Genomic DNA, 18,863 nt, shown 5'->3' on the forward strand with positions numbered 1-18,863 from the left:
ATCCACAATGTTTTTTTCAAACAGGCTCCGTTTAATACATAGCTCCCCAAAATTGCTCGCTTTCCCCCATACCCCACACCCCATACCCCACACCCAGTATCCTATCGTGGGTAATGTGGCTTAAGTTGACACCCATGGGCAGTGCCGTGCCCCTACTGGCGATCGCATTCAAGTTGTATCTACCTACAAATCACCAATATAGGTGTCGAGGGCTTTAGCGGTTTCCACGAGAGGATGATGACTATCCACTAAGATCGGACTGTTGCTAGTCACCTCATCAATGGGAATACTCACAACAACTCCATTTTGCCAAGCAACCATTTTTTGATAATCATCTTGGGCAATTAAATCGACAGCCGCTTTGCCAAAGGAGGTAGCCAGCAAACGGTCTAACGCCGAGGGCGCACCACCCCGTTGAACGTGACCTAAAACCGTCACCCGCGCTTCAATCGTATCCCCACTGAAGTGAGAAATCTGATCCGCGACATAATCTCCAATCCCCCGTAATCGAATCTCACCTAGGGCGTCTGTGTAGTAGCGTTCTTGACCCTCAATGGTTTTCGCCCCCTCAGCCACAACCACGATCGCAAAGCGGCGATTCCAGCGATCGCGCAGGTCGGTGATATGCTTACAAACACCACTAATGGAATAGGGAATTTCCGGGATCAGGATTACATCAGCACCGCCAGCAATCCCGGCATTTAGGGCTAGATGTCCGGCTTCGCGCCCCATCACCTCAACCACCATCACGCGATCGTGACTAGCGGCTGTATAGGAGAGGCGCGATAGGGCATCAACAATGGTGTTAACCGCCGTATCGAAACCAACGGCTAAATTCGTGAACGCCACATCATTATCAATCGTCTTGGGAACACCCACAATATTCATATTCCCTTTATGGGCAAGCTGGTTCATAATCGCCAGACTCCCGTCACCACCAACAACAATTAGGGCGTCCAGACCTAATTTCTGATAACCAGCGATAATCTGCTCGGCTTGAGCCTCGGTATCCCCTTTATTAATTGAACCGAGGATAGTACCACCCGTACTCAGGAGTGGGTCAATTCCCCGACTATCTAGACCATGAACATTCAGTGAGACTGATTTGCCTTCCAATAAACCTTGGGTGGCGTAGGGAATGCCTAAAACTTCCCAATCATAGCTCAAGGTAGCATGTCTAACGGCAGCGCGAATGACCGCGTTTAATCCGGGACAGTCACCGCCACTGGTGAGTAGACCAATCCGTTTGCGAGTTTCCATAGGTCAATCTCAAGTTGTGTTCTATTGTGGATAGTTTTTAACGAAGGCTGTTTGATGCATCACATCCAGATTTACTCCCCAGACAGTCTGACAACACCTTGAAACCACAACTACAGTTTTGCTGTTACGGGATGAGGATCAAGCTGAATTAGGATTGAGCGCCAGTCCGATTGAGTGATGCAGTTGTGGCACTCGTCTCTTGAGAGTCGTTTGCCTCAAAAACGCTTGATCAGCAGTAAGTCTAGGGTAGTCAGCCTCAAACCCTGTTGGCAAACATGGTTCTCAATCCCCTCATGGCAAAAAACCTCAACCCTTGCTGAGATCTGTAAACATCTAGTCCAAGATAGCCAATTTTCTTTGATCTGAGAGTATCAAGCAGCACTGCGGTTGGGAAAATGCTGATTAGTGATCAACCGGACACGATATAATACCCAATCAGGGTTAGCTATCCCCGTTATAATCCAGTCCGCGCAGGCGGACTTTGTTTGTGTAGCAGCGATTTCAATCGCCGTAGCTATTCACGTTGAACTGAATCCCATCACCTCAGCGACGGCGGTGGTGGTTGGCTCAATTCCTCGCTGTAATTGGTTGTTGCAATGTTGAATCGCCGTATCCGGATCTTTTAGCCCATTCCCTGTCAGCACACAAACCACTGTTGCTCCCGTGGGAACTTGATCTTTCACTTTCAATAACCCCGCCACCGATGCAGCGCTAGCGGGTTCACAAAATATTCCTTCTTTTGATGCCAAAAGGCGATAGGCTGCCAGAATTTCCTCATCGGTAACGCTATTAAATTCCCCCTGACTGGCATCTTTTACCGCAACAGCTTTCTGCCAACTGGCGGGATTACCAATCCGAATCGCGGTGGCAATTGTTTCTGGATGCGCCACCGGTTCACCCAGGATCAGGGGTGATGCCCCAGCAGCCTGGAATCCCATCATCCGAGGTAAGCGATCGCACTTCCCATGTTGATGATACTGGCAAAAGCCCATCCAGTACGCGGTAATATTCCCGGCATTTCCCACCGGAATACACAGCCAATCTGGGGCATTTCCTAAATTATCAACAATTTCAAACGCGCCCGTTTTTTGACCTTCCAATCGATAGGGATTGACCGAATTCACCAACGTTACCGGATAATTTGCCGCTAACTCCTGGACAATCCGCAAGCAGTCGTCAAAATTGCCCTCAATTGCCAATACCTGCGCCCCATAAACCAATGCCTGCGCCAACTTCCCCAAGGCGACATACCCATCTGGAATTAACACAAACGCTTGCATATCCCCCCGACTCGCATAAGCCGCAGCCGAGGCAGAGGTATTCCCGGTACTGGCACAAATAACCGCCTTTGCCCCAGCTTCCTTTGCCTTAGAAATCGCCATGGTCATACCCCGGTCTTTAAAGCTACCTGTAGGATTAAGACCATCATATTTAACCAATACCTTGACTCCCTTACCCACCGCTTCTGAAAGGGCAGGGGTAGGGATCAGAGGCGTATTTCCCTCCAAAAGAGTCACTACGGGAGTTGAGGCGGTGACGGGTAAATAAGACCGATAGGTTTCAATTAGACCCGACCATTGACAAGGCAAGGCATTGGTATCTGTAGTTTGAGGAATATTGGTAGCAGACAGAGTCATGTGATTTCTTTCTGAATTTTGGTCATGACAAATGACCCGAAAAAACGTTTGAGTGACCAGACATGTCATAGCACATCTGTAGGGGCGGGTTTAACTATTATCGCGGCTTGCCACCCAGATGTCACTAAACCCGCCCTAACTAAGTGCAAGAACTCTTGGACAAATGACGAATAACATAAGACAAATTCATCCCACGCCTATTGGTCATGGGATGAACTTAATCAATTACCGAGAACGGTTATGAGTGACCGATTCTTTTGATTTGTTATTCCGACGCTTCACCAGTTTCGGACGTTCTACTTTGTTATCCACCTCGATGGCGGCTAACTCCGGTTGCGTGTGGTCATAGACCATTTGCAAGGCGGCGGCAGCGATCGCGTGGGGATCGTATTCTTCACTCAACTCCCGTACAATCGGCAGGAATGATGCCATCCGTTCGCCAGCCAGTGCCTCGCGTAACTCGTCTTGCAATTTCTCCAAGCGCCGCGCTTCGATTTGCGATCGCGTGGGAATCCGAGACACCTGTAAGTTCTGCCGGACTTTCCGTTCAATCTGGTGCAGTTTGCGCCGTTCAAAGGGTTGAATCAAGGAAATCGCGGTTCCGGTTTTCCCGGCACGACCAGTACGACCAATTCGGTGAATATAACTCTCCACCTGATCCGGCAGGTCGTAATTAATCACATGGGTGAGATGATCCACATCCAGACCCCGTGCAGCAATATCCGTTGCCACCACCCAGCGCACCTGACTCTGGCGGAATCGGGACAACAAGCGCTCCCGTTGGCTTTGGCTGAGGTCGCCATGATACTCATCCACACTATGACCAGCCGCTTGTAACTGACTGGTGAGTTCCGCTGCTGACCGCCGCGTCCGCACAAAAATTAATGCGGCTTCGGGGTCTTCCAGTGCCAAAATTGGCTGTAGGGCTTTGGACTTTGAACACCCACGGGGGATCATATAAACCCGTTGCTCAATCCGTGCTGGGGTAGCTTTGGGTAGTTCCACGGTTACCGTCACCGGGGATTTGAGGAACTGATTGACTAAATCCCGAATTGCCTTCGGCATTGTTGCCGAAAAACAGGCAGTCTGGCGTTCTTTCGGGGCTTGCTTGAGGATTTTCTTGACATCATCGATAAAGCCCATGCTCAACATTTCATCGGCTTCATCTAAGACCACCCATTTGACTTGATCTAATTTGAGATCTCCTCGATCCAGCAAATCGATCACTCGTCCTGGCGTCCCGACAACCATTTGAGCATTACGTTGTAACAGACGAATTTGGCGATCAATGGATTGTCCTCCGTAGACGGTGACTATACCGACACGGCGATTGCTGGTCAAGTCCCGAATGGCATCTGCCACTTGTCGGGCTAATTCCCGTGTTGGGGCAAGAATTAAGGCTTGTACGCCTCGGGCATTAGTATCTATCTGTTCCAACATCGGCAAAGAAAAGGCTGCGGTTTTCCCTGTACCGGTTTGAGATTGAGCGACCACATCTCGCCCTGCCAACAGTTCTGGAATGGCTTGAGATTGAATTTCCGTTGGTGTATCAAAACCTAATTTTTCCAGTTGATGGAGGCACTCTTCAGATAAGCCCAGATTATTGAATGAAAGGGTCATAATTTAACGGTTGTTGTGAGTGTTTCGTAATGGTTAAGGTCAGTCGTCAGTGATCAAGAGTCTGGGTTAAGGAGCTGGCAATCGCCAACATTCCCTTACCCTGAATCGACTCGAGTTAACCGACAACTAACAGTGGACTAGGGACTACAGAACCATAGAGGTCATAGATGCCAGCATCGGTGATTTCTACTTCCACGATGGTCCCCAAGGGGGCTTCGCCTTGGACGTAGACTAATCCATCGACCTCGGGGGCAAATCGAGCTGAGCGACCGATCCGTTTTCCGGTTGAGGGGTTCTCTTGCTCAATCAGAACGTCAACGATCTTGCCCACTTCACCTTGGTTTTTCTTCAACGTAATCGGCTGTTGAATTGCCATCAGCGTCTGGCGACGCTCCTCCATGACGGCTTGGGGCACTGGATTGGGCAAGTTGTAGGCTGGTGTACCCTCTTCGGGAGAAAAAGTAAAGACACCAACGTGGTCAAACTCGTGATGCTGGACAAATTGCAGCAAATGGTTAAAGTGCTGCTCTGTCTCGCCAGGAAACCCGACGATAAAGGTAGTCCTCAGCACCGCATTCGGCAAGGCGGCTTTAATCTGATCAATAATCTGATCATTCACTCGCCCTTGCCAAGGACGGTTCATTGCACGCAGGACTTCTGGATGGGAATGCTGTAGGGGTAAATCCAAGTAAGGCAGAACATTAGGCGTTTCCTGAATTGCTGCCATCACTGGCTCGGTTAAACCGGTGGGATAGGCATAGTGCATCCGAATCCAGGGGATATCCACCTTACCTAATGCCCGCAACAGTTCAGCTAACTTGGGTTCTCCATACAGATCGACGCCATAGTTGGTTGTGATTTGAGAAATGAGGATTAATTCCTGCACGCCTTGGGACGCCAATTGTTCAGCTTCCGCCACAATTGATTCAATCGTTCGCGATCGCTGGTTTCCCCTCAGATACGGAATAATGCAGAAGGCGCACCGATAGTTACATCCTTCTGCTACTCGCAGGTAAGCGACTCCTTCTGAGGTTGTGCGATAGCGCGGCGTTGTTTCATCCGCAATATAGGTGGGTTCGGCTGAAACGGCTTTGACCCGTTCTCCTGCTTCTACCCGTTCTATCACTTCGACGATATTTTGATAATCGCCCGTTCCGACTACAGCTACAGCTTCTGGCAATTCTGCCAACAATTTCTCTTGGAAATGTTGTGCCATGCAGCCAGCAATAACAATTTTCTTATTGGCTTCTGCTAGCTCAACTAACGTGCGAACTGATTCTGTCCGCGCTGCCTCTATGAAGCTACAGGTATTTACAATAACATACTCGGCTAAATCTTCGTTGCTATCGACTGGGTAGCCCGCTTGAACCAGCAGACCCAGGATATGCTCCGTATCAATACGATTTTTTTCACAGCCTAAATGAGAAATGGCAATGGTTGGCTTGTTGCCCATGCGGTTATCTACTACAATCGGCACTAGAGTGGAGTAGCGCTTGATTTCCAGCGCTCCTAATCAGTAAGCATGAGTCGTGAGCAGTTTCCTGTAACCGTTCTGGAGAGAATGCCTCCAGAGTTCAGGCTGATTCAATCCTGATCACTTAATTTTTTCCCAGCTTTACTCGATTCATAGGGGCATAGTCTTAGAGTTTACCCACGCTCCACCAGTCCGGATGTTCTTTGGTTGCTCTAGTTTAACCCCGTTACTTATTTATATAAAATTTTATTAATATATGCAATACACTCGGTAACTTAATCTAACTTGACGCTTGACTGGGGGAAGGGCGACTATTAGCGAGCGTCGGCTGACGTTACCCTACTTAGCGGTTGGTGCTTAAGAATTAGGCGATGGTTAGGATTCTGAGAGATTTATGCTGTCATTTACCATGGTATATCCCATTTGTCAATCCATCGAATTCGTTAGATAGAGAGTCTCTGTGGTTGTCAAACCTGAGTATATTCAAATTCTTGTGAACGGTTTTCAGGTAGATACGTGAACTTACAACAAATTTTCAAAACACCCAATCCCATCATTGGCGTTGTGCATCTGTTACCCCTGCCAACGTCTCCCCGTTGGGGAGGGAGTTTAAAAGCGGTGATTGATCGAGCCGAACAAGAGGCGACAGCACTGGCATCAGGGGGAGTTGATGGGGTAATCGTGGAGAATTTTTTTGATGCTCCCTTCACCAAAAACCAAGTCGATCCCGCTGTCGTCAGTGCGATGACGTTAATTGTGGGACGGTTGATGAATTTGGTCACATTACCCGTGGGGATCAACGTGTTACGCAATGATGCCCAAAGCGCGATCGCGATCGCCAGTTGTGTCCGCGCCCAGTTTATCCGGGTGAATGTTCTCACCGGGGTTATGGCAACGGATCAAGGATTGATCGAAGGACAAGCTTACGAACTGTTGCGGTATCGTCGGGAACTCGGTAGTGATGTGCAAATTTTAGCCGATGTCCTAGTTAAGCATGGACGCCCCTTGGGATCACCGAATTTAACCACGGCGGTACAAGAAACCATCGAACGAGGTTTAGCTGATGGCGTCATCCTCTCTGGATGGGCAACAGGTAGTCCTCCCAGTCTCGAAGACTTAGAACTCGCCTCAGCCGCCGCTAATGGAACGCCTGTATTCATCGGTAGCGGTGCAAACTGGGAAAATATTCCCACCTTGATGCAAGCCGCCGACGGGGTGATTGTCTCCAGTTCCCTGAAACGACGGGGACGAATTGAGCAACCCATTGACCCGATTCGCGTTAGTCAATTTGTGGAAGCGGTACGACGTGGTGTTAACACGACAGCGTCGCCGAAACCCATGTCTTCGGTCAAGTTACATTCTAAGTAGGAGTGAGCCATAAATTTCTCGCTTATTCCTGAAATTGTTAGTGCTGATAGACAAATTATGAGACGCCGACGTTCTGCTCCCTGGATTCATCGCCACTCCCGCCCAATCATTGGTGCGATCGCGATTCTTGGTGCGTTAGATACGGCTTACCTTACCTTGGTGGAAACTGGGGTATTTAAAGAAGCCGTATGTCCCACAGGCGAGTTCATCAACTGTCAAGCTGTCTTAAGTAGTAGTTATGCTTGGCTTTTTGGTGTACCCCTAAGCTTGTTTGGCTTTTTAGCCTATACTGCGATCGCGGTATTTGCCTTTGCCCCTCAACTGGTCAAATCCTCAGATAACAAAGACTTTCGCCGACAAGTAGACGATGGGAGTTGGCTGCTGATGTTTGCTGGCTCAACCGCCATGGTTATCTTCAGTGGCTACCTTGTCTATCTCATGTCCGTTGTTATTGGGGCATTTTGTATCTATTGCCTGGTATCCGCTGTCTGCTCAATCGCCCTATTCGTGCTGACGATTATTGGGCGTGAGTGGGAAGATGTGGGACAACTGTTTTTCACGGGCATTGTTGTCGGTATGGTAGCGCTGATTGGCACCTTGGGTGTTTATGGTATGAGTGGTGAACAGACAACGGCTGGCGGAGTAGACGGCGGCGTGATTCCTCAGGTATCTACTGCGCCTAAAGCCCCCTACGGCTGGAAAATAACCACCACCTCTGGCAAAGCGGAAATGGAACTCGCTCGTCATCTTACCGCTGTTGGTGCTAAAAAATATGGTGCGTTTACTTGCCCCCATTGCCACGATCAAAAGGAGTTATTTGGCAAAGAAGCCTTTAGCGAAATCGATTATATCGAGTGTAATCCGGCTGGGAAAAATCCGCAGCCTAAACTGTGCCAAGCAGCCGGAATACAAGGGTATCCGACTTGGGAAATCAATGGTCAGTTGTATCCTGGGGTTCAGAGTTTGGAAAAATTAGCAGATTTAACCAACTACCAAGGAAAACGCGACTTTAAGTATCGATTGCCTCGGTGATCAACAAATGTAGAGACGCGCCATGGCGCGTCTCTACTAATCCGACGAGGCAAATAAATCGAGGGGAAGATGACCATACATTTCATTAATTCCCCCTTCAAAGGAAGATTGGCAGGATACTAAAACACCACGATGCTCACCCGTATAGGAATCGATATAACACAATCCTGAATTGCCGTTATATTTGATATACACCGCTCCCTCAATCGGAGTCAGGTCAAGATTCGGTTGATACCCTAAAGCTTGAGCATAAGTTTTGAGCGCTGATAAACCTTGAGCGGCTGTATCCGCGCAAATACCAAAAATTTGATAATCTGAATGTTCGGCAAGTAACGCTAAGGCTTGCCGCAGTTTCTCTTTTTCGGAGTCTGACACCACAGGTTGACTCTCAATACAGTTGAAGGGTTCGAGAAGCGCTTGAGCGTCTGAGATACTCAGAGGGGTAGAGTTTTGGGTAGACATAACTGGCGATGACACTAACGTGATCGATGATATAGCAAAAGGCTCCAAGGCAGAGGGTTCCAAGGTAGAAGGAGTGACAAAAGCGGATTTGGTATCACTTCAACATGATATTGATCACTCAATTTATGTAAAACTAATCACATTTTTTTTTATTTATTATCACAAATTATCAGAGATATCGATCAAGATTTAGTAAACCTTTTTACGTAAAAATAATATTTATACATAAAAAAACATCAAAATAAAAAATCTGCAAGATTTATGAATACTTGTCCCTGCTGCTCCCATACCTTACTTCGGCACATTAGCCACCATCGTCTCTACTGGTTCTGTTCACACTGCTGGCAGGAAATGCCCAGCGTTGATACCACTCATCGTCAACCTGTCCAAGAACTAGAGCGGCTATTTAATCTGCCGACTGTCTCCAGTAAGACTAAATTAGTCAGTCGCCTGTAGTACATATTTACTAAGTTTATGCCCATCAGTCCCGGTAATATTTACCGTTCATGGCGTATTACCGGGAAGATTAAGGGTATAGATCTCCGCAGAGGAGTTCTTTAATTATGGATTACTTACCCATCTGTTCATCAATTGCCGCAAATCTAGCCACTTTTTTAGACAATCTCCCTTACCAACATCAGTCAATCATCAATGGAAAAGCAAAACATGAAATTGATTGTCAGGCGAGTGAAATTGTTCGCTCTTGTTTAGCTGACTATCCCATTAACCTTTATCTCGAAGGAGAACATCCAAAGCTCAATCCTCACGCTAACTATTCTATATTTGTCGATCCAATCGACGGGACATCCAACTGGTTACGTCAAGTGGGTGACCCGTCTTTCGTTATGGCGATCGCGGCAAAATCATCCGACGTCACCTTAGGGGATCTAGATTTTGCCTATGTGCAAGGATTACGATCCGGAGATTGCTACTATGGGACTCAGACTGCTGCTTATTTTCAAAACGCTCACAGTCAAGACTACACTCAGATTTACTGTCACTCTCAAGTCTCCCTAGAGGACGCGATCGCCTACTTACGTCCCGGCTATCATCGGGCAAAAGAAGCCTTGAGCGGCAGTTTCCCCTTATGGTTATGCTGTCGGGATATTCGCTCAGTTGATAACTCAGCCATGGAATTTTGTGAAATCGCCCGAGGCGCTGCTGACTTTCTGGTCGAATGTCGTCATGTTTCGGATAATTATAATTTGCTCGCCTATCCAATTTTAAAATCAGCCGGCGGTTATCTGGTTGATTTTCGCGGCAATTCTCTGGCGTCTCTCAGTCTAGAATCGGAATATATTGTCGATTATGTTGCCTGTGGTTCCGGCTATCTATTACGAGAGATTCTCCATATTATTCAGCGTTGGGAGCAAAATCACGAAAAAAGTTTCCGTAGTTTTTTAGGGGAAATTGAGCGGGAAAACCAAGTGTGGGGAAGTCAAATTGCTTGATTAGTCATTCGTCTTATGTCTTATGTCATTCCTTGTTCGATAACAGTCGGGTGGATGAGTGCTGATAGTTGTAGGGATAAATCTTGTACAGGAGTGTAGTACAAGTTAAATTAGGAAGCTATAATCGAGAACTCCTAATTTTTTATATAAAATGCTCAAACCCCTGTCCTTGACGACTGCACTATCCCTAACTCTCCTAACCTTTACCGCCGGATGTTCCCCTCAATCTAATCCCTCCCAACCTTCCGCCAACGAAAACGAGATCGATAGTGTCTCAGTCGCCGACAGTCCAGCAGAAGCGGAATTGGCGCAAAAACCAGCGATTCCCTCACTCGCTTCCCCGGATAATCCTAATCCGGCGATTCAAGCGCAAATTGAGCAGTACATGAATGGTTTAGCTGCCAAAGGATTTGCTCAGGAAAATCATGGGATCTGGATTCAAGCGGGGGATACTCTGCTAGCGAATTATCAAGGTACTGTTCCCTTACCGGCGGCTTCTATCACCAAAGTCGCCACCTCCCTGGCTGCATTACAAACCTTTGGTCCCGATCACCAATTCATCACCCTGATTGGCGCAACGGGTGCTGTGGAAAACGGGGTTCTCCAAGGAGACTTAGTGATTGAAGGGGGAGACGATCCATTCTTTGTCTGGGAAGAAGCGATCGCTCTCGGTAATCTCCTGAATCAGATGGGTATTCAGCAGGTGGCGGGGAATTTAATCATTACAGGCAAATTTTACATGAACTTTGAGTTTGACCCACTCACATCAGGGACTCTTCTCAGACAAGGATTAAATAGTCAACTTTGGACTCCCGCCGCCCAAACCCAATATCAAACTTTACCCCCAGACACCCCCAAACCACAAGTTGCGATCGCGGGTTCGGTACAAGTCTCCCCCACCCCTCCCAGCAACGTCCAACCTCTGATTCGCCACTATTCCTTCCCCCTGGCTGAACTGATCAAAAAAATGAATCAATATAGTAATAATAAAATGGCAGATATGCTCGCAAACTCGGTAGGGGGAGCGAATGTTGTCGCCCAACAAGCCGCCGCCGCCGCAGGCGTTCCTCAAGCTGAAATTACGTTAGTTAATGGTTCTGGATTAAGCGATCAAAACAAAATTTCTCCCCGTGCGGCTTCCGGTTTATTTCTCGCCATTGCTCGATACCTTCAACCTTATAATATGAGCCTTGGCGATATCTTGGCGGTTGTTGGACAAGATGAAGGTATTTTAAACGAACGTCCACTTCCCCCATTCGCTATTGTTAAATCCGGAAGTTTAAATAATGTCAGCGCTTTAGGCGGAGCTTTACCCACGCAGCAGCAGGGAATTCTCTGGTTTTCTACAATGAATAGGGGTTACAACCTGGAAGGATTTCGCACCCAACAAGAAGCACTACTGCAAAGCTTTATGAGCCAGTGGGGAGCCGTTCAATCATTGCCTGAACCCTTACAACCCAATCCCGAACGAACTAGTAAAACCTCTAGTAATGAAGTCCTCAATCCGGGTTAAGCTGTTTGGCATTTAAACCTTAATGTCAATAATGACGAAATCCTTGCCGTAGTGCGAGCATCTTGCTCGCTACATTAGTCGAAAATATAAACGCGATCGCGTTGCGTGGCTTTAAGCTGATTCCAGAAGGGTTCTGACTTAAACGGGTTCACAATTCCTTTATTTAATCTCCTGATTAATGAGAAAATTCACTCAATTTAGTCGGGTTGTCCTCCACTCAATGTGGTGGGTTACGGCGGATAGTTCATTGAACGGCTATGTGCCATCATTTAGTTCCCGCCTAACCCACCCTACAAATACTGGTACTTTATTTTTACGCAGCTCCCTAACAAAGGACAAATGACAAATGACAAATGACAAATGACTAATTTTCCGATTGGTTAGGCAGTAAGGGATGTGGAGGAAGAGGATTTCGCCAGACATTGCGATCGCAGCCCATTTTTGGTGGCAAGGCTAATTTCGCCGTGATTCAGAGAAAGCGGGCTTGCTATAATACGGCAATAATTCCGAACTACCACCTCTTTAACTATGACATCCCAGCAACTTGACAACCGCTCTCAAGGTCTCGAAGCGCGAGTTGCAGCCTTAGAGTCAGAGCTAGTCCAGTTGAAGCAACTACTTGCTGGTTTGCTTAAGCAGGAAACTCCTTGGTGGGTGAAAGTGGCAGGCAGCTTTGAAAATGATCCCACATTTGATGAAGCAATTCGTCTGGGTCAAGAATGGCGGCAGTCTGTTGAGTAGCTTTCCTAGCGCTTTATGATGTACATTCTCGACACCGATCATCTTAGTCTTATACAGCGTAATGGGCAAGAGGGCAGACGCATTCTAGCAAGGTTGGCAACTGTTGAAGAAGCAGAAATTGCAGTTACCATCATTACCTATGAAGAACAAGTTAGAGGTCGTCTCAGTGTAATATCTAAGGCAAAAACGTTAGACAATCAGCTACTGGCATATCAATGGCTACAGCAGCTTTTAGATAATTACCGCTCGATTGTGGTTATTCCATTTAATCGTGATGCTGGTCTAGAACACCAACGCTTGAGAAAAACATATCCACGTCTGGGCAATATGGATCTAAAAATTGCCGCTATTTCACTTGTGAACAATGCAATATTACTTACTCGCAATACATCAGATTTTGGACAAATTAAAGAATTGCAAATAGAGGATTGGTCAAGAGTATAAGTGATATACTTTACAACTAAATGGGAGATTCACTAATTGTCCGATTGGTTAGGCAATTTAGGCAATAAGGGATGTGGAGGAAGAGGATTTCGCCAGACATTGCGATCGCGCGATTTTAGCTGACTCAATTCAACCGTAGCCCCTCGCTGTTCTAATTCTTTCCCCTGAGCAGCAGATAAGCCCGCATTTTGCTTAAATATCGCTCCCTCAACTTTCACACCACTCAGATTGGCATTGAAAAGATTCGCGCCTGTGAGATTGGCTTGTCTCAAATCCGCATTCGTCAAGTTGACATGACGCAGAAACGTATGACTCAAATCGGCTCCCCTGAGATTTAAATGACTTAAATCAGCACGACTCAAATCAGCGCGACTCAGATTTGCCCCTTCTAAATTAGCATGACTGAGGATAGCCCGACGCAATCGCACCTCCTTTAAATTGGCTCCCCTTAACATCGCCTGATTCAGTTGAGCATTGCTGAGATTCGCTTGGCTCAAATCGGCTCTGAATAGACTGGCTTCGCTCAGATTCACCTGTTCTAAAATCGCCCCGGCTAAAGTCGCTTGATCCAATTGGCTGCGCTGTAAGTCTGCACCTGTTAAGTTCGCCTGACTCAGGTTCGCCTCACTCAAATCCACCTCACTTAAATCCCCGTACTGGAGGCTAGTTTGTCGTAAATTGGCATTCTTGAGATTGGCACCCGTGAGAATTGCCTGATTCAAATTCCCATGACTGAGATCCGCCTGTTGAAGGTTGGTATGTCGCAGTTTCGCCCCAATCAAACTGGCGCGACGCAGATTAATGTTTTGCAAGTTTGAACGACTCAGATTGGCGTTATTTAGGTTAGCGCCATTGAGATTGGCAGAATTCAAGTCAGTAACCGTTAAATCAGCCCCCATGAGTATGGCACTACTTAAATTAGCACCCCCCAATTTAGCCAGACTCAAATTTGCCTCACTCAGATCAGCACTGCTGAGATTTGCTTCCCGCAAATCGGCAGCACTCAAATCACTATTGCGAATGTCAGCCCCCTTGAGATCACTCCCGCGTAGATTAGCGCCTTTCAATTGGCAAAAAATGCGGTATGCCTCCAACTCAGAAACCGCTGATTCGCCCTTCTTTATTTTGACGACATCAAATTGCACGTTCTCAGTATAAATGGCAAAGACAACATTAAAAATGTCCAAAAAATGAATAAAAAATCGACATTCTGTTTCCGAATATTTTTCGTAATAGCGAATTAGATTGGCAATACAATTATCTAAATGAGTGCGAACATAATTACACAATAAAATAATTTTGAGCAGGAGAATTACAATTGTCAGAGGACTACCTTGGCTGGTGAGAGTGATAAATAGCGGGGAGGGTTCCTGCCCATTTTCTGTGGTTAAAAATTCCAAGGTGCGCCGACACGTCCGCAGTAATAACTCCATGGTCGTCGTTTCCTCATTGTATGACTCATAGAGCATCTCTAGTTTTTCGGTCAGAGTCCTTTTGAAAAAATCAATCGACTGATGAGGACTCGTTGAAAAGAGTAAATAGTCGAGTAATTTCTGCTTAAAGTCTCGATAAGTCAGCGTTTTGCTCTGCTGAACAAACACATCAGCCGTATGGGAATAACTGTGCAGAAACTTACGGGATATCAGTTGTTTGAGCAGACGAATGATTCCATTGCCCAGTCGAGTGGGATTCGGGGGCGGTTCTTTTTTAAAGGTTGGCGAATTACAATGCACGGTGTACATTGCTAGCTCAAATTTAAACTTCTCTTTTAACCGTTTTGCCGTTTTCTTAGCTAATTCTCGCTGCTCAACTGGATTTTGAGAATCTAAATATTGCGGTAACAATAAATAATAAGCATAGCGATGACTCCACCCTCGACGTTCGGTACGGCTTGAGGTAAAGACTTTAAGTTCTTGATAATCCTGGCTTTCAATAAAATTAGCAATCCACGTTCTCAACCGATTCAGGGTCTGAGATACAGTAGATTTAACTGAGTCTACCTTAGCCAGCGCTTGAATCAACTCCTCTATCGAGTCTGATCGCCGACTTGCCAACCAATTGTTAATTAAAATATAGCAAGACCGCTTCAGAGTATTTCTGAATTCTTGCTCATTCTTTTGCTCAAGCAGCTCATACATTGAGCGAGCGACGTCTGGATTTTGTGTACACTCACTGGAAAAAAATAACTGCTTAAAGTCCTGCAAAACAGTTTCAGGAGGGTAATTTTCCACTCGATTGAGTAGGAATTGAAAAATAACCTCCTGAGCTTGCTGAATCCGTTGCTGCTTTGATTCTCCATCAGCCGAAGAATCGATTTGCTGATTGTCTGGTATGATGCGCCCCTCCATAAAATAGGCAAAATCTGAGTTGGCTAATCCTGGTGGTTATCTGTCTCTACTGCTCCATAGCGGCGACAGTCTCTGCCTCTAGTTTAACCTTTTCCCAAAATATTCTTTATCGGAAACATTTATTGTAACCAAAATCCGTAGCATCTTGGGGAGCGGGGATGCAGGGGAGATAAAAGAGATGGGGGAGATGGGGAAGATGAGGGAGATGGGAGAGAGAATTTACAAAGGATGAATGACCAATGACAAATGACAAATGACCAATGACAAATGACCAATGACCAATGACAATCCTCACCGTTAACTTTAAATTTTCCCATCTACTTATCCAAAAATTGCACCCTGTTGTTTGAGTTCTCGCTTCATTGGCTCAGAGAGTCCTGAATTATTTCCAAATCGAGTTCCCTTAACCTTCACATCCGTGAGATTTGCATTAAACAGGTTTGCACCAAGAAGATTAGCATGATTGAGATTTGCACCCGTCAAATTGACGTGACGTAGCAAAGCTTTACTCATATCACTTCTACTGAGGTTACTATTACTCAAATCTGTGCGAGTTAAGTTCGTTTTCTGAAGATTGGCATGACACAAACTGGCATAACTGAGATCCGCCCGATCCAAGTTAGCACTACTTAAATTGGCGTGGTTTAGCTGAGTCCAATTGAGTTGAGCGCATCTAAGATTAGCATCCCTGAGATCTACATCCTTAAGATTGGCTTTACTGAGATCAGCATGGCTCAGATCAGCATAGCGCAGGTTGGCATTCACTAGATTCGCAGAATTCAAGCTAGCATTACTTAAGTCAGCACTACTCAGATCGGCTTGCTGGAGATTAGCACGACGCAGTTTAGCGCTCTTTAAAATTGCACAGCATAGATTAGCTTGTCGCAGGTCAGCACAACGTAGATTTGCTTCACTGAGGCTCGCACCGCTCAAATTAGCATCTTGAAGCATCGCACCGCTTAACTCCGTGCGATCAAGCATTGCACCGCTTAAGTTTGTCTGACTAAGTTTGGCAAGACTCAAGTCGGCTTTGCTCAAATCAGCCCCCGCCAAATCAGCCTCCCGTAAATCTGCTGCTCTCAGATCCATATAACGGATATCTGTTCCTCTTAAATCAGCGTTCCGCAGATCCGTTCCTTTCAATTGGGAAAAGACGCGATAGTTATCAAGATCCATAACATAAGCATCTGGCTCATCGTCATTATCACTAAGTTTAACGATGTTATATTGAGTGTCTTCGGTACAAATAGCAAAAATAATCTTGAAAACTTCCAAGAAATTAATCAGCCACTGACAGTCTTTTTCAGTAGAATTTTCGTAATATCGAATTAATTGGGCAATACACACATCAAGATGCGTTTGAGCATATTTACAAATTAAAATAATTTTCAAGAGAATCACGACTAAGGTTAAAGGGTTGCCACGATTCGTTAACAAAATAAACAGAGTCGAAGGTTCTCGACCATCTTCAGTTGTTAGCACCTCAATCATTCGCCGACATGTTCGTAGTAGTAAGTCACCACTAATCGGTTTGAGATGATGATTTTCATAAAGACTATCTAATCGAGCAAATAAATACTGATCGAGTATTTCCGAATAAACGGGAGTGTTAATTAAAAACAACAAATACTTTTTTAAATCCTGTTTAAAGTCTTGGTAGTCTTTATTTGTAACATATTGGTTTAAATGATCAGCATAACTTCGGCAATTAACCAATAGTTGCCGAGAGCTTATTTTTTTAATCAGTTGGATGACGTGAGGACCTAGACGAGTTGGATTACTAATTTTTTTCTCGGAGTTAAAATTAGGAGAATCATATCGAGCCGTATACATGGCTAGATCGAACTTAAATTTTTTCCTCAGCCGTCTAGACAGATTTTTGGCAGTTTCTCGCTGTTCAATCGGATTGCGAGAGTCCAGATATTGGGGAACTAATAAATAAGATGTATACCGATGACTCCAGTGCTGTTGTTCGGCTTCAGATTCAGCCGTATAGGGAGCCGAAAATAATTTCAGTTCTTGATAATCGTGGCTATCAACAAAATTAGCAACATACCCTTTTAGCCGAGTCATGGAAGGGGATAGAGTTGTCGGCTTCAGCGGAGGATCACCAACTAAGTGAATCAAGTTTTGAATAAAATCATAACTGCGTTTTGAAGACCAGTTATTAATTAAGATATAACAAGACCGTTTTAAAGTATTTCTGAATTCTTTGTCATTTTTACTGGCAATAATTGTATCAAGTGCCGTTTTTACATGAGGCTCACTCAGCTCTTTACCAAATATAAATAATTGGCGGAACTCTTGTAATACAGTTTCTGGGGGATTGTGATGAACAAGTTTGATCAAAAATTGATAAATAACCTCTTGAGCCTGCTGAATATTGAAGTCAGACCCAGAAATGTCCTCACCTGATAAATTCAATTGTTCGCCTTCTGGCAAGATGCGCCCCGTCATGATCCAAAAAAATGTTGATTTGAACTCTCTTCTTAGCCGAGCAGTATAGGGGTGTGCGAGGGAGATTTTCGCGGGTCAGTACTGACCGCCCCACTGCACTAGCCAAATTTTGCCGACGGGAGAAGGAGCAACTGCGATCGCATAACTAAGTCAGCTAACCCTTGCTAAGACAAGTCTATTCTTCATCATACCTTAGTCTAGCTTTCTGGGACGTCACCCAAAAGCGGCTATCCCTCTCACCGTCTTGGCTGGGGTAGTAAGGATAGCCATTTTGTACTGTCTTCACCATTGATGGTTCAAGTTCAGACCAGATTCTTCGCTTCGCTCTCATCAGACAGGTTAGAACGCAACTTGGGATCAAATCCTATAGCCCTGATGAAAACTGTTGCTTGGGCCACTGATACTTCGTTCTTGACTTCAGGGGTTCAGCTTGACGACTACCTCCCACATTTCCCAAGGCTGCATTTCCTTTGCTCTTACTACTTTGTAACAACTGGTGAGCCATTAACACCATCAATGATTCAAAAACTGACGTTTTTTCATTAGGATTTAGTGTAACAATTGGCGGTCGGTTTTTGTCATTCATAAAGCCGAGGGCAAAGGCAACATGCTCTTGTCCCAAAGCGCCAGGTAAATCCATACAAGTTAGACCGATTATCATCGGAATTTGGACTCGGCTGTTCATAAACGAGATAATTTCGCGAGCATCATTGAAAGAGCTAGAACGATTGGCTGCCACCAGTAAAATATAGGCATGAGCGCGACGAATCAATAAATCCCACATAAAATCAAAGCGCGATTGACCGGGAGTCCCATAAACTTGTAACTCCATATCCCGACCTAAAATGCGTGTACCAAAATCGAAAGCAACAGTTGTGCGTTTCTTCATTAGCGATGTGTTATCTGTCGCTTTGCGTTCTGTGTCAATTACTGTCGTTTGACTAAAGGTTCGTACAAACGTCGATTTACCAGCACCCACTGTTCCGGTTACGACAAGACGCATTGTTTCCATTATACTTTTCTCCGCAGTATTTCACCTAAGTTTATGAATGTCAG

At 45.7% G+C, this 18,863-nt stretch carries 15 protein-coding genes; 7 read left to right on the top strand and 8 right to left on the bottom strand.

Going from position 1 to position 18,863, the window contains the following annotated elements:
- Nucleotides 1-183: 183 nt before the first annotated feature.
- From RIG66_RS02375 to rimO, 4 genes are all read right to left on the bottom strand, one after another.
- Nucleotides 184-1,260, bottom strand: a complete 1,077-nt coding sequence (locus tag RIG66_RS02375) for an ATP-dependent 6-phosphofructokinase (RefSeq protein ID WP_446374851.1) — start codon at nucleotides 1,258-1,260, stop codon at nucleotides 184-186.
- 518 nt (nucleotides 1,261-1,778) lie between these two features.
- Nucleotides 1,779-2,897 carry a threonine synthase gene (gene thrC, locus RIG66_RS02380; protein ID WP_446375035.1) on the bottom strand — a complete coding sequence of 373 codons (1,119 nt, stop codon included), beginning with the start codon at nucleotides 2,895-2,897 and terminating at the stop codon, nucleotides 1,779-1,781.
- 225 nt (nucleotides 2,898-3,122) lie between these two features.
- Complete coding sequence (locus RIG66_RS02385; RefSeq protein ID WP_446374853.1) at nucleotides 3,123-4,517, bottom strand: DEAD/DEAH box helicase; 1,395 nt, start codon at nucleotides 4,515-4,517, stop codon at nucleotides 3,123-3,125.
- A gap of 115 nt (nucleotides 4,518-4,632) precedes the next feature.
- Nucleotides 4,633-5,970, bottom strand: a complete 1,338-nt coding sequence (rimO, locus tag RIG66_RS02390) for a 30S ribosomal protein S12 methylthiotransferase RimO (protein ID WP_446375037.1) — start codon at nucleotides 5,968-5,970, stop codon at nucleotides 4,633-4,635.
- A 537-nt stretch (nucleotides 5,971-6,507) separates the two neighbouring features.
- Here rimO and btpA point away from each other — a divergent pair.
- The gene (gene btpA, locus RIG66_RS02395; RefSeq protein WP_006101966.1) at nucleotides 6,508-7,359 is read left to right on the top strand and encodes a photosystem I biogenesis protein BtpA; all 852 of its coding nucleotides are present in this window, start codon (nucleotides 6,508-6,510) and stop codon (nucleotides 7,357-7,359) included.
- Between the two features lie 57 nt (nucleotides 7,360-7,416).
- Nucleotides 7,417-8,391, top strand: a complete 975-nt coding sequence (locus RIG66_RS02400) for a vitamin K epoxide reductase family protein (protein ID WP_446374855.1) — start codon at nucleotides 7,417-7,419, stop codon at nucleotides 8,389-8,391.
- 36 nt (nucleotides 8,392-8,427) lie between these two features.
- Here RIG66_RS02400 and RIG66_RS02405 read toward each other — a convergent pair whose 3' ends face one another.
- On the bottom strand, nucleotides 8,428-8,853 hold the full coding sequence (locus RIG66_RS02405; RefSeq protein ID WP_446374857.1) for a DUF1824 family protein: 426 nt from the start codon (nucleotides 8,851-8,853) through the stop codon (nucleotides 8,428-8,430).
- A 261-nt stretch (nucleotides 8,854-9,114) separates the two neighbouring features.
- Between RIG66_RS02405 and RIG66_RS02410 the strand changes: the two genes are divergently transcribed.
- The 5 genes from RIG66_RS02410 (at nucleotide 9,115) to RIG66_RS02430 (ending at nucleotide 13,002) form a co-directional block, all read left to right on the top strand.
- A complete protein-coding gene (locus RIG66_RS02410) occupies nucleotides 9,115-9,309 on the top strand; it encodes a hypothetical protein (protein WP_446374859.1) in 195 nt (64 codons plus the stop codon).
- Between the two features lie 107 nt (nucleotides 9,310-9,416).
- The gene (locus RIG66_RS02415) at nucleotides 9,417-10,304 is read left to right on the top strand and encodes an inositol monophosphatase family protein (RefSeq protein ID WP_446374861.1); all 888 of its coding nucleotides are present in this window, start codon (nucleotides 9,417-9,419) and stop codon (nucleotides 10,302-10,304) included.
- 151 nt (nucleotides 10,305-10,455) lie between these two features.
- Nucleotides 10,456-11,817: a D-alanyl-D-alanine carboxypeptidase gene (locus RIG66_RS02420; RefSeq protein ID WP_446374863.1), complete on the top strand. Its 1,362-nt coding sequence runs from the start codon at nucleotides 10,456-10,458 to the stop codon at nucleotides 11,815-11,817.
- A 528-nt stretch (nucleotides 11,818-12,345) separates the two neighbouring features.
- On the top strand, nucleotides 12,346-12,558 hold the full coding sequence (locus RIG66_RS02425; RefSeq protein WP_446374865.1) for a hypothetical protein: 213 nt from the start codon (nucleotides 12,346-12,348) through the stop codon (nucleotides 12,556-12,558).
- Nucleotides 12,559-12,576: 18 nt separating this feature from the next.
- Nucleotides 12,577-13,002: a type II toxin-antitoxin system VapC family toxin gene (locus RIG66_RS02430; protein ID WP_446375039.1), complete on the top strand. Its 426-nt coding sequence runs from the start codon at nucleotides 12,577-12,579 to the stop codon at nucleotides 13,000-13,002.
- A gap of 32 nt (nucleotides 13,003-13,034) precedes the next feature.
- Here the strand turns inward: RIG66_RS02430 and RIG66_RS02435 are convergent, their stop codons facing one another.
- From RIG66_RS02435 to RIG66_RS02445, 3 genes are all read right to left on the bottom strand, one after another.
- Entirely contained in the window at nucleotides 13,035-15,350 is a 2,316-nt protein-coding gene (locus tag RIG66_RS02435) for a pentapeptide repeat-containing protein (protein WP_446374867.1), read from the bottom strand.
- Nucleotides 15,351-15,671: 321 nt separating this feature from the next.
- Entirely contained in the window at nucleotides 15,672-17,807 is a 2,136-nt protein-coding gene (locus RIG66_RS02440) for a pentapeptide repeat-containing protein (protein WP_446374869.1), read from the bottom strand.
- 364 nt (nucleotides 17,808-18,171) lie between these two features.
- Complete coding sequence (locus RIG66_RS02445; protein WP_006102094.1) at nucleotides 18,172-18,819, bottom strand: GTP-binding protein; 648 nt, start codon at nucleotides 18,817-18,819, stop codon at nucleotides 18,172-18,174.
- Nucleotides 18,820-18,863 lie beyond the last annotated feature (44 nt).

The sequence above is a fragment of the Coleofasciculus sp. E2-BRE-01 genome (assembly GCF_040221695.1).
Taxonomy (GTDB): domain Bacteria; phylum Cyanobacteriota; class Cyanobacteriia; order Cyanobacteriales; family Coleofasciculaceae; genus Coleofasciculus.

What these genes read in the sequence shown, in the direction of transcription:
- RIG66_RS02375 (WP_446374851.1), bottom strand. Translation starts at nt 1,260, where the DNA reads ATGGAAACTCGCAAACGGATTGGTCTACTCACCAGTGGCGGTGACTGT.
- thrC (WP_446375035.1), bottom strand. Translation starts at nt 2,897, where the DNA reads ATGACTCTGTCTGCTACCAATATTCCTCAAACTACAGATACCAATGCC.
- RIG66_RS02385 (WP_446374853.1), bottom strand. Translation starts at nt 4,517, where the DNA reads ATGACCCTTTCATTCAATAATCTGGGCTTATCTGAAGAGTGCCTCCAT.
- rimO (WP_446375037.1), bottom strand. Translation starts at nt 5,970, where the DNA reads ATGGGCAACAAGCCAACCATTGCCATTTCTCATTTAGGCTGTGAAAAA.
- RIG66_RS02400 (WP_446374855.1), top strand. Translation starts at nt 7,417, where the DNA reads ATGAGACGCCGACGTTCTGCTCCCTGGATTCATCGCCACTCCCGCCCA.
- RIG66_RS02405 (WP_446374857.1), bottom strand. Translation starts at nt 8,853, where the DNA reads ATGTCTACCCAAAACTCTACCCCTCTGAGTATCTCAGACGCTCAAGCG.
- RIG66_RS02410 (WP_446374859.1), top strand. Translation starts at nt 9,115, where the DNA reads ATGAATACTTGTCCCTGCTGCTCCCATACCTTACTTCGGCACATTAGC.
- RIG66_RS02415 (WP_446374861.1), top strand. Translation starts at nt 9,417, where the DNA reads ATGGATTACTTACCCATCTGTTCATCAATTGCCGCAAATCTAGCCACT.
- RIG66_RS02420 (WP_446374863.1), top strand. Translation starts at nt 10,456, where the DNA reads ATGCTCAAACCCCTGTCCTTGACGACTGCACTATCCCTAACTCTCCTA.
- RIG66_RS02425 (WP_446374865.1), top strand. Translation starts at nt 12,346, where the DNA reads ATGACATCCCAGCAACTTGACAACCGCTCTCAAGGTCTCGAAGCGCGA.
- RIG66_RS02430 (WP_446375039.1), top strand. Translation starts at nt 12,577, where the DNA reads ATGTACATTCTCGACACCGATCATCTTAGTCTTATACAGCGTAATGGG.
- RIG66_RS02435 (WP_446374867.1), bottom strand. Translation starts at nt 15,350, where the DNA reads ATGGAGGGGCGCATCATACCAGACAATCAGCAAATCGATTCTTCGGCT.
- RIG66_RS02440 (WP_446374869.1), bottom strand. Translation starts at nt 17,807, where the DNA reads ATGACGGGGCGCATCTTGCCAGAAGGCGAACAATTGAATTTATCAGGT.
- RIG66_RS02445 (WP_006102094.1), bottom strand. Translation starts at nt 18,819, where the DNA reads ATGGAAACAATGCGTCTTGTCGTAACCGGAACAGTGGGTGCTGGTAAA.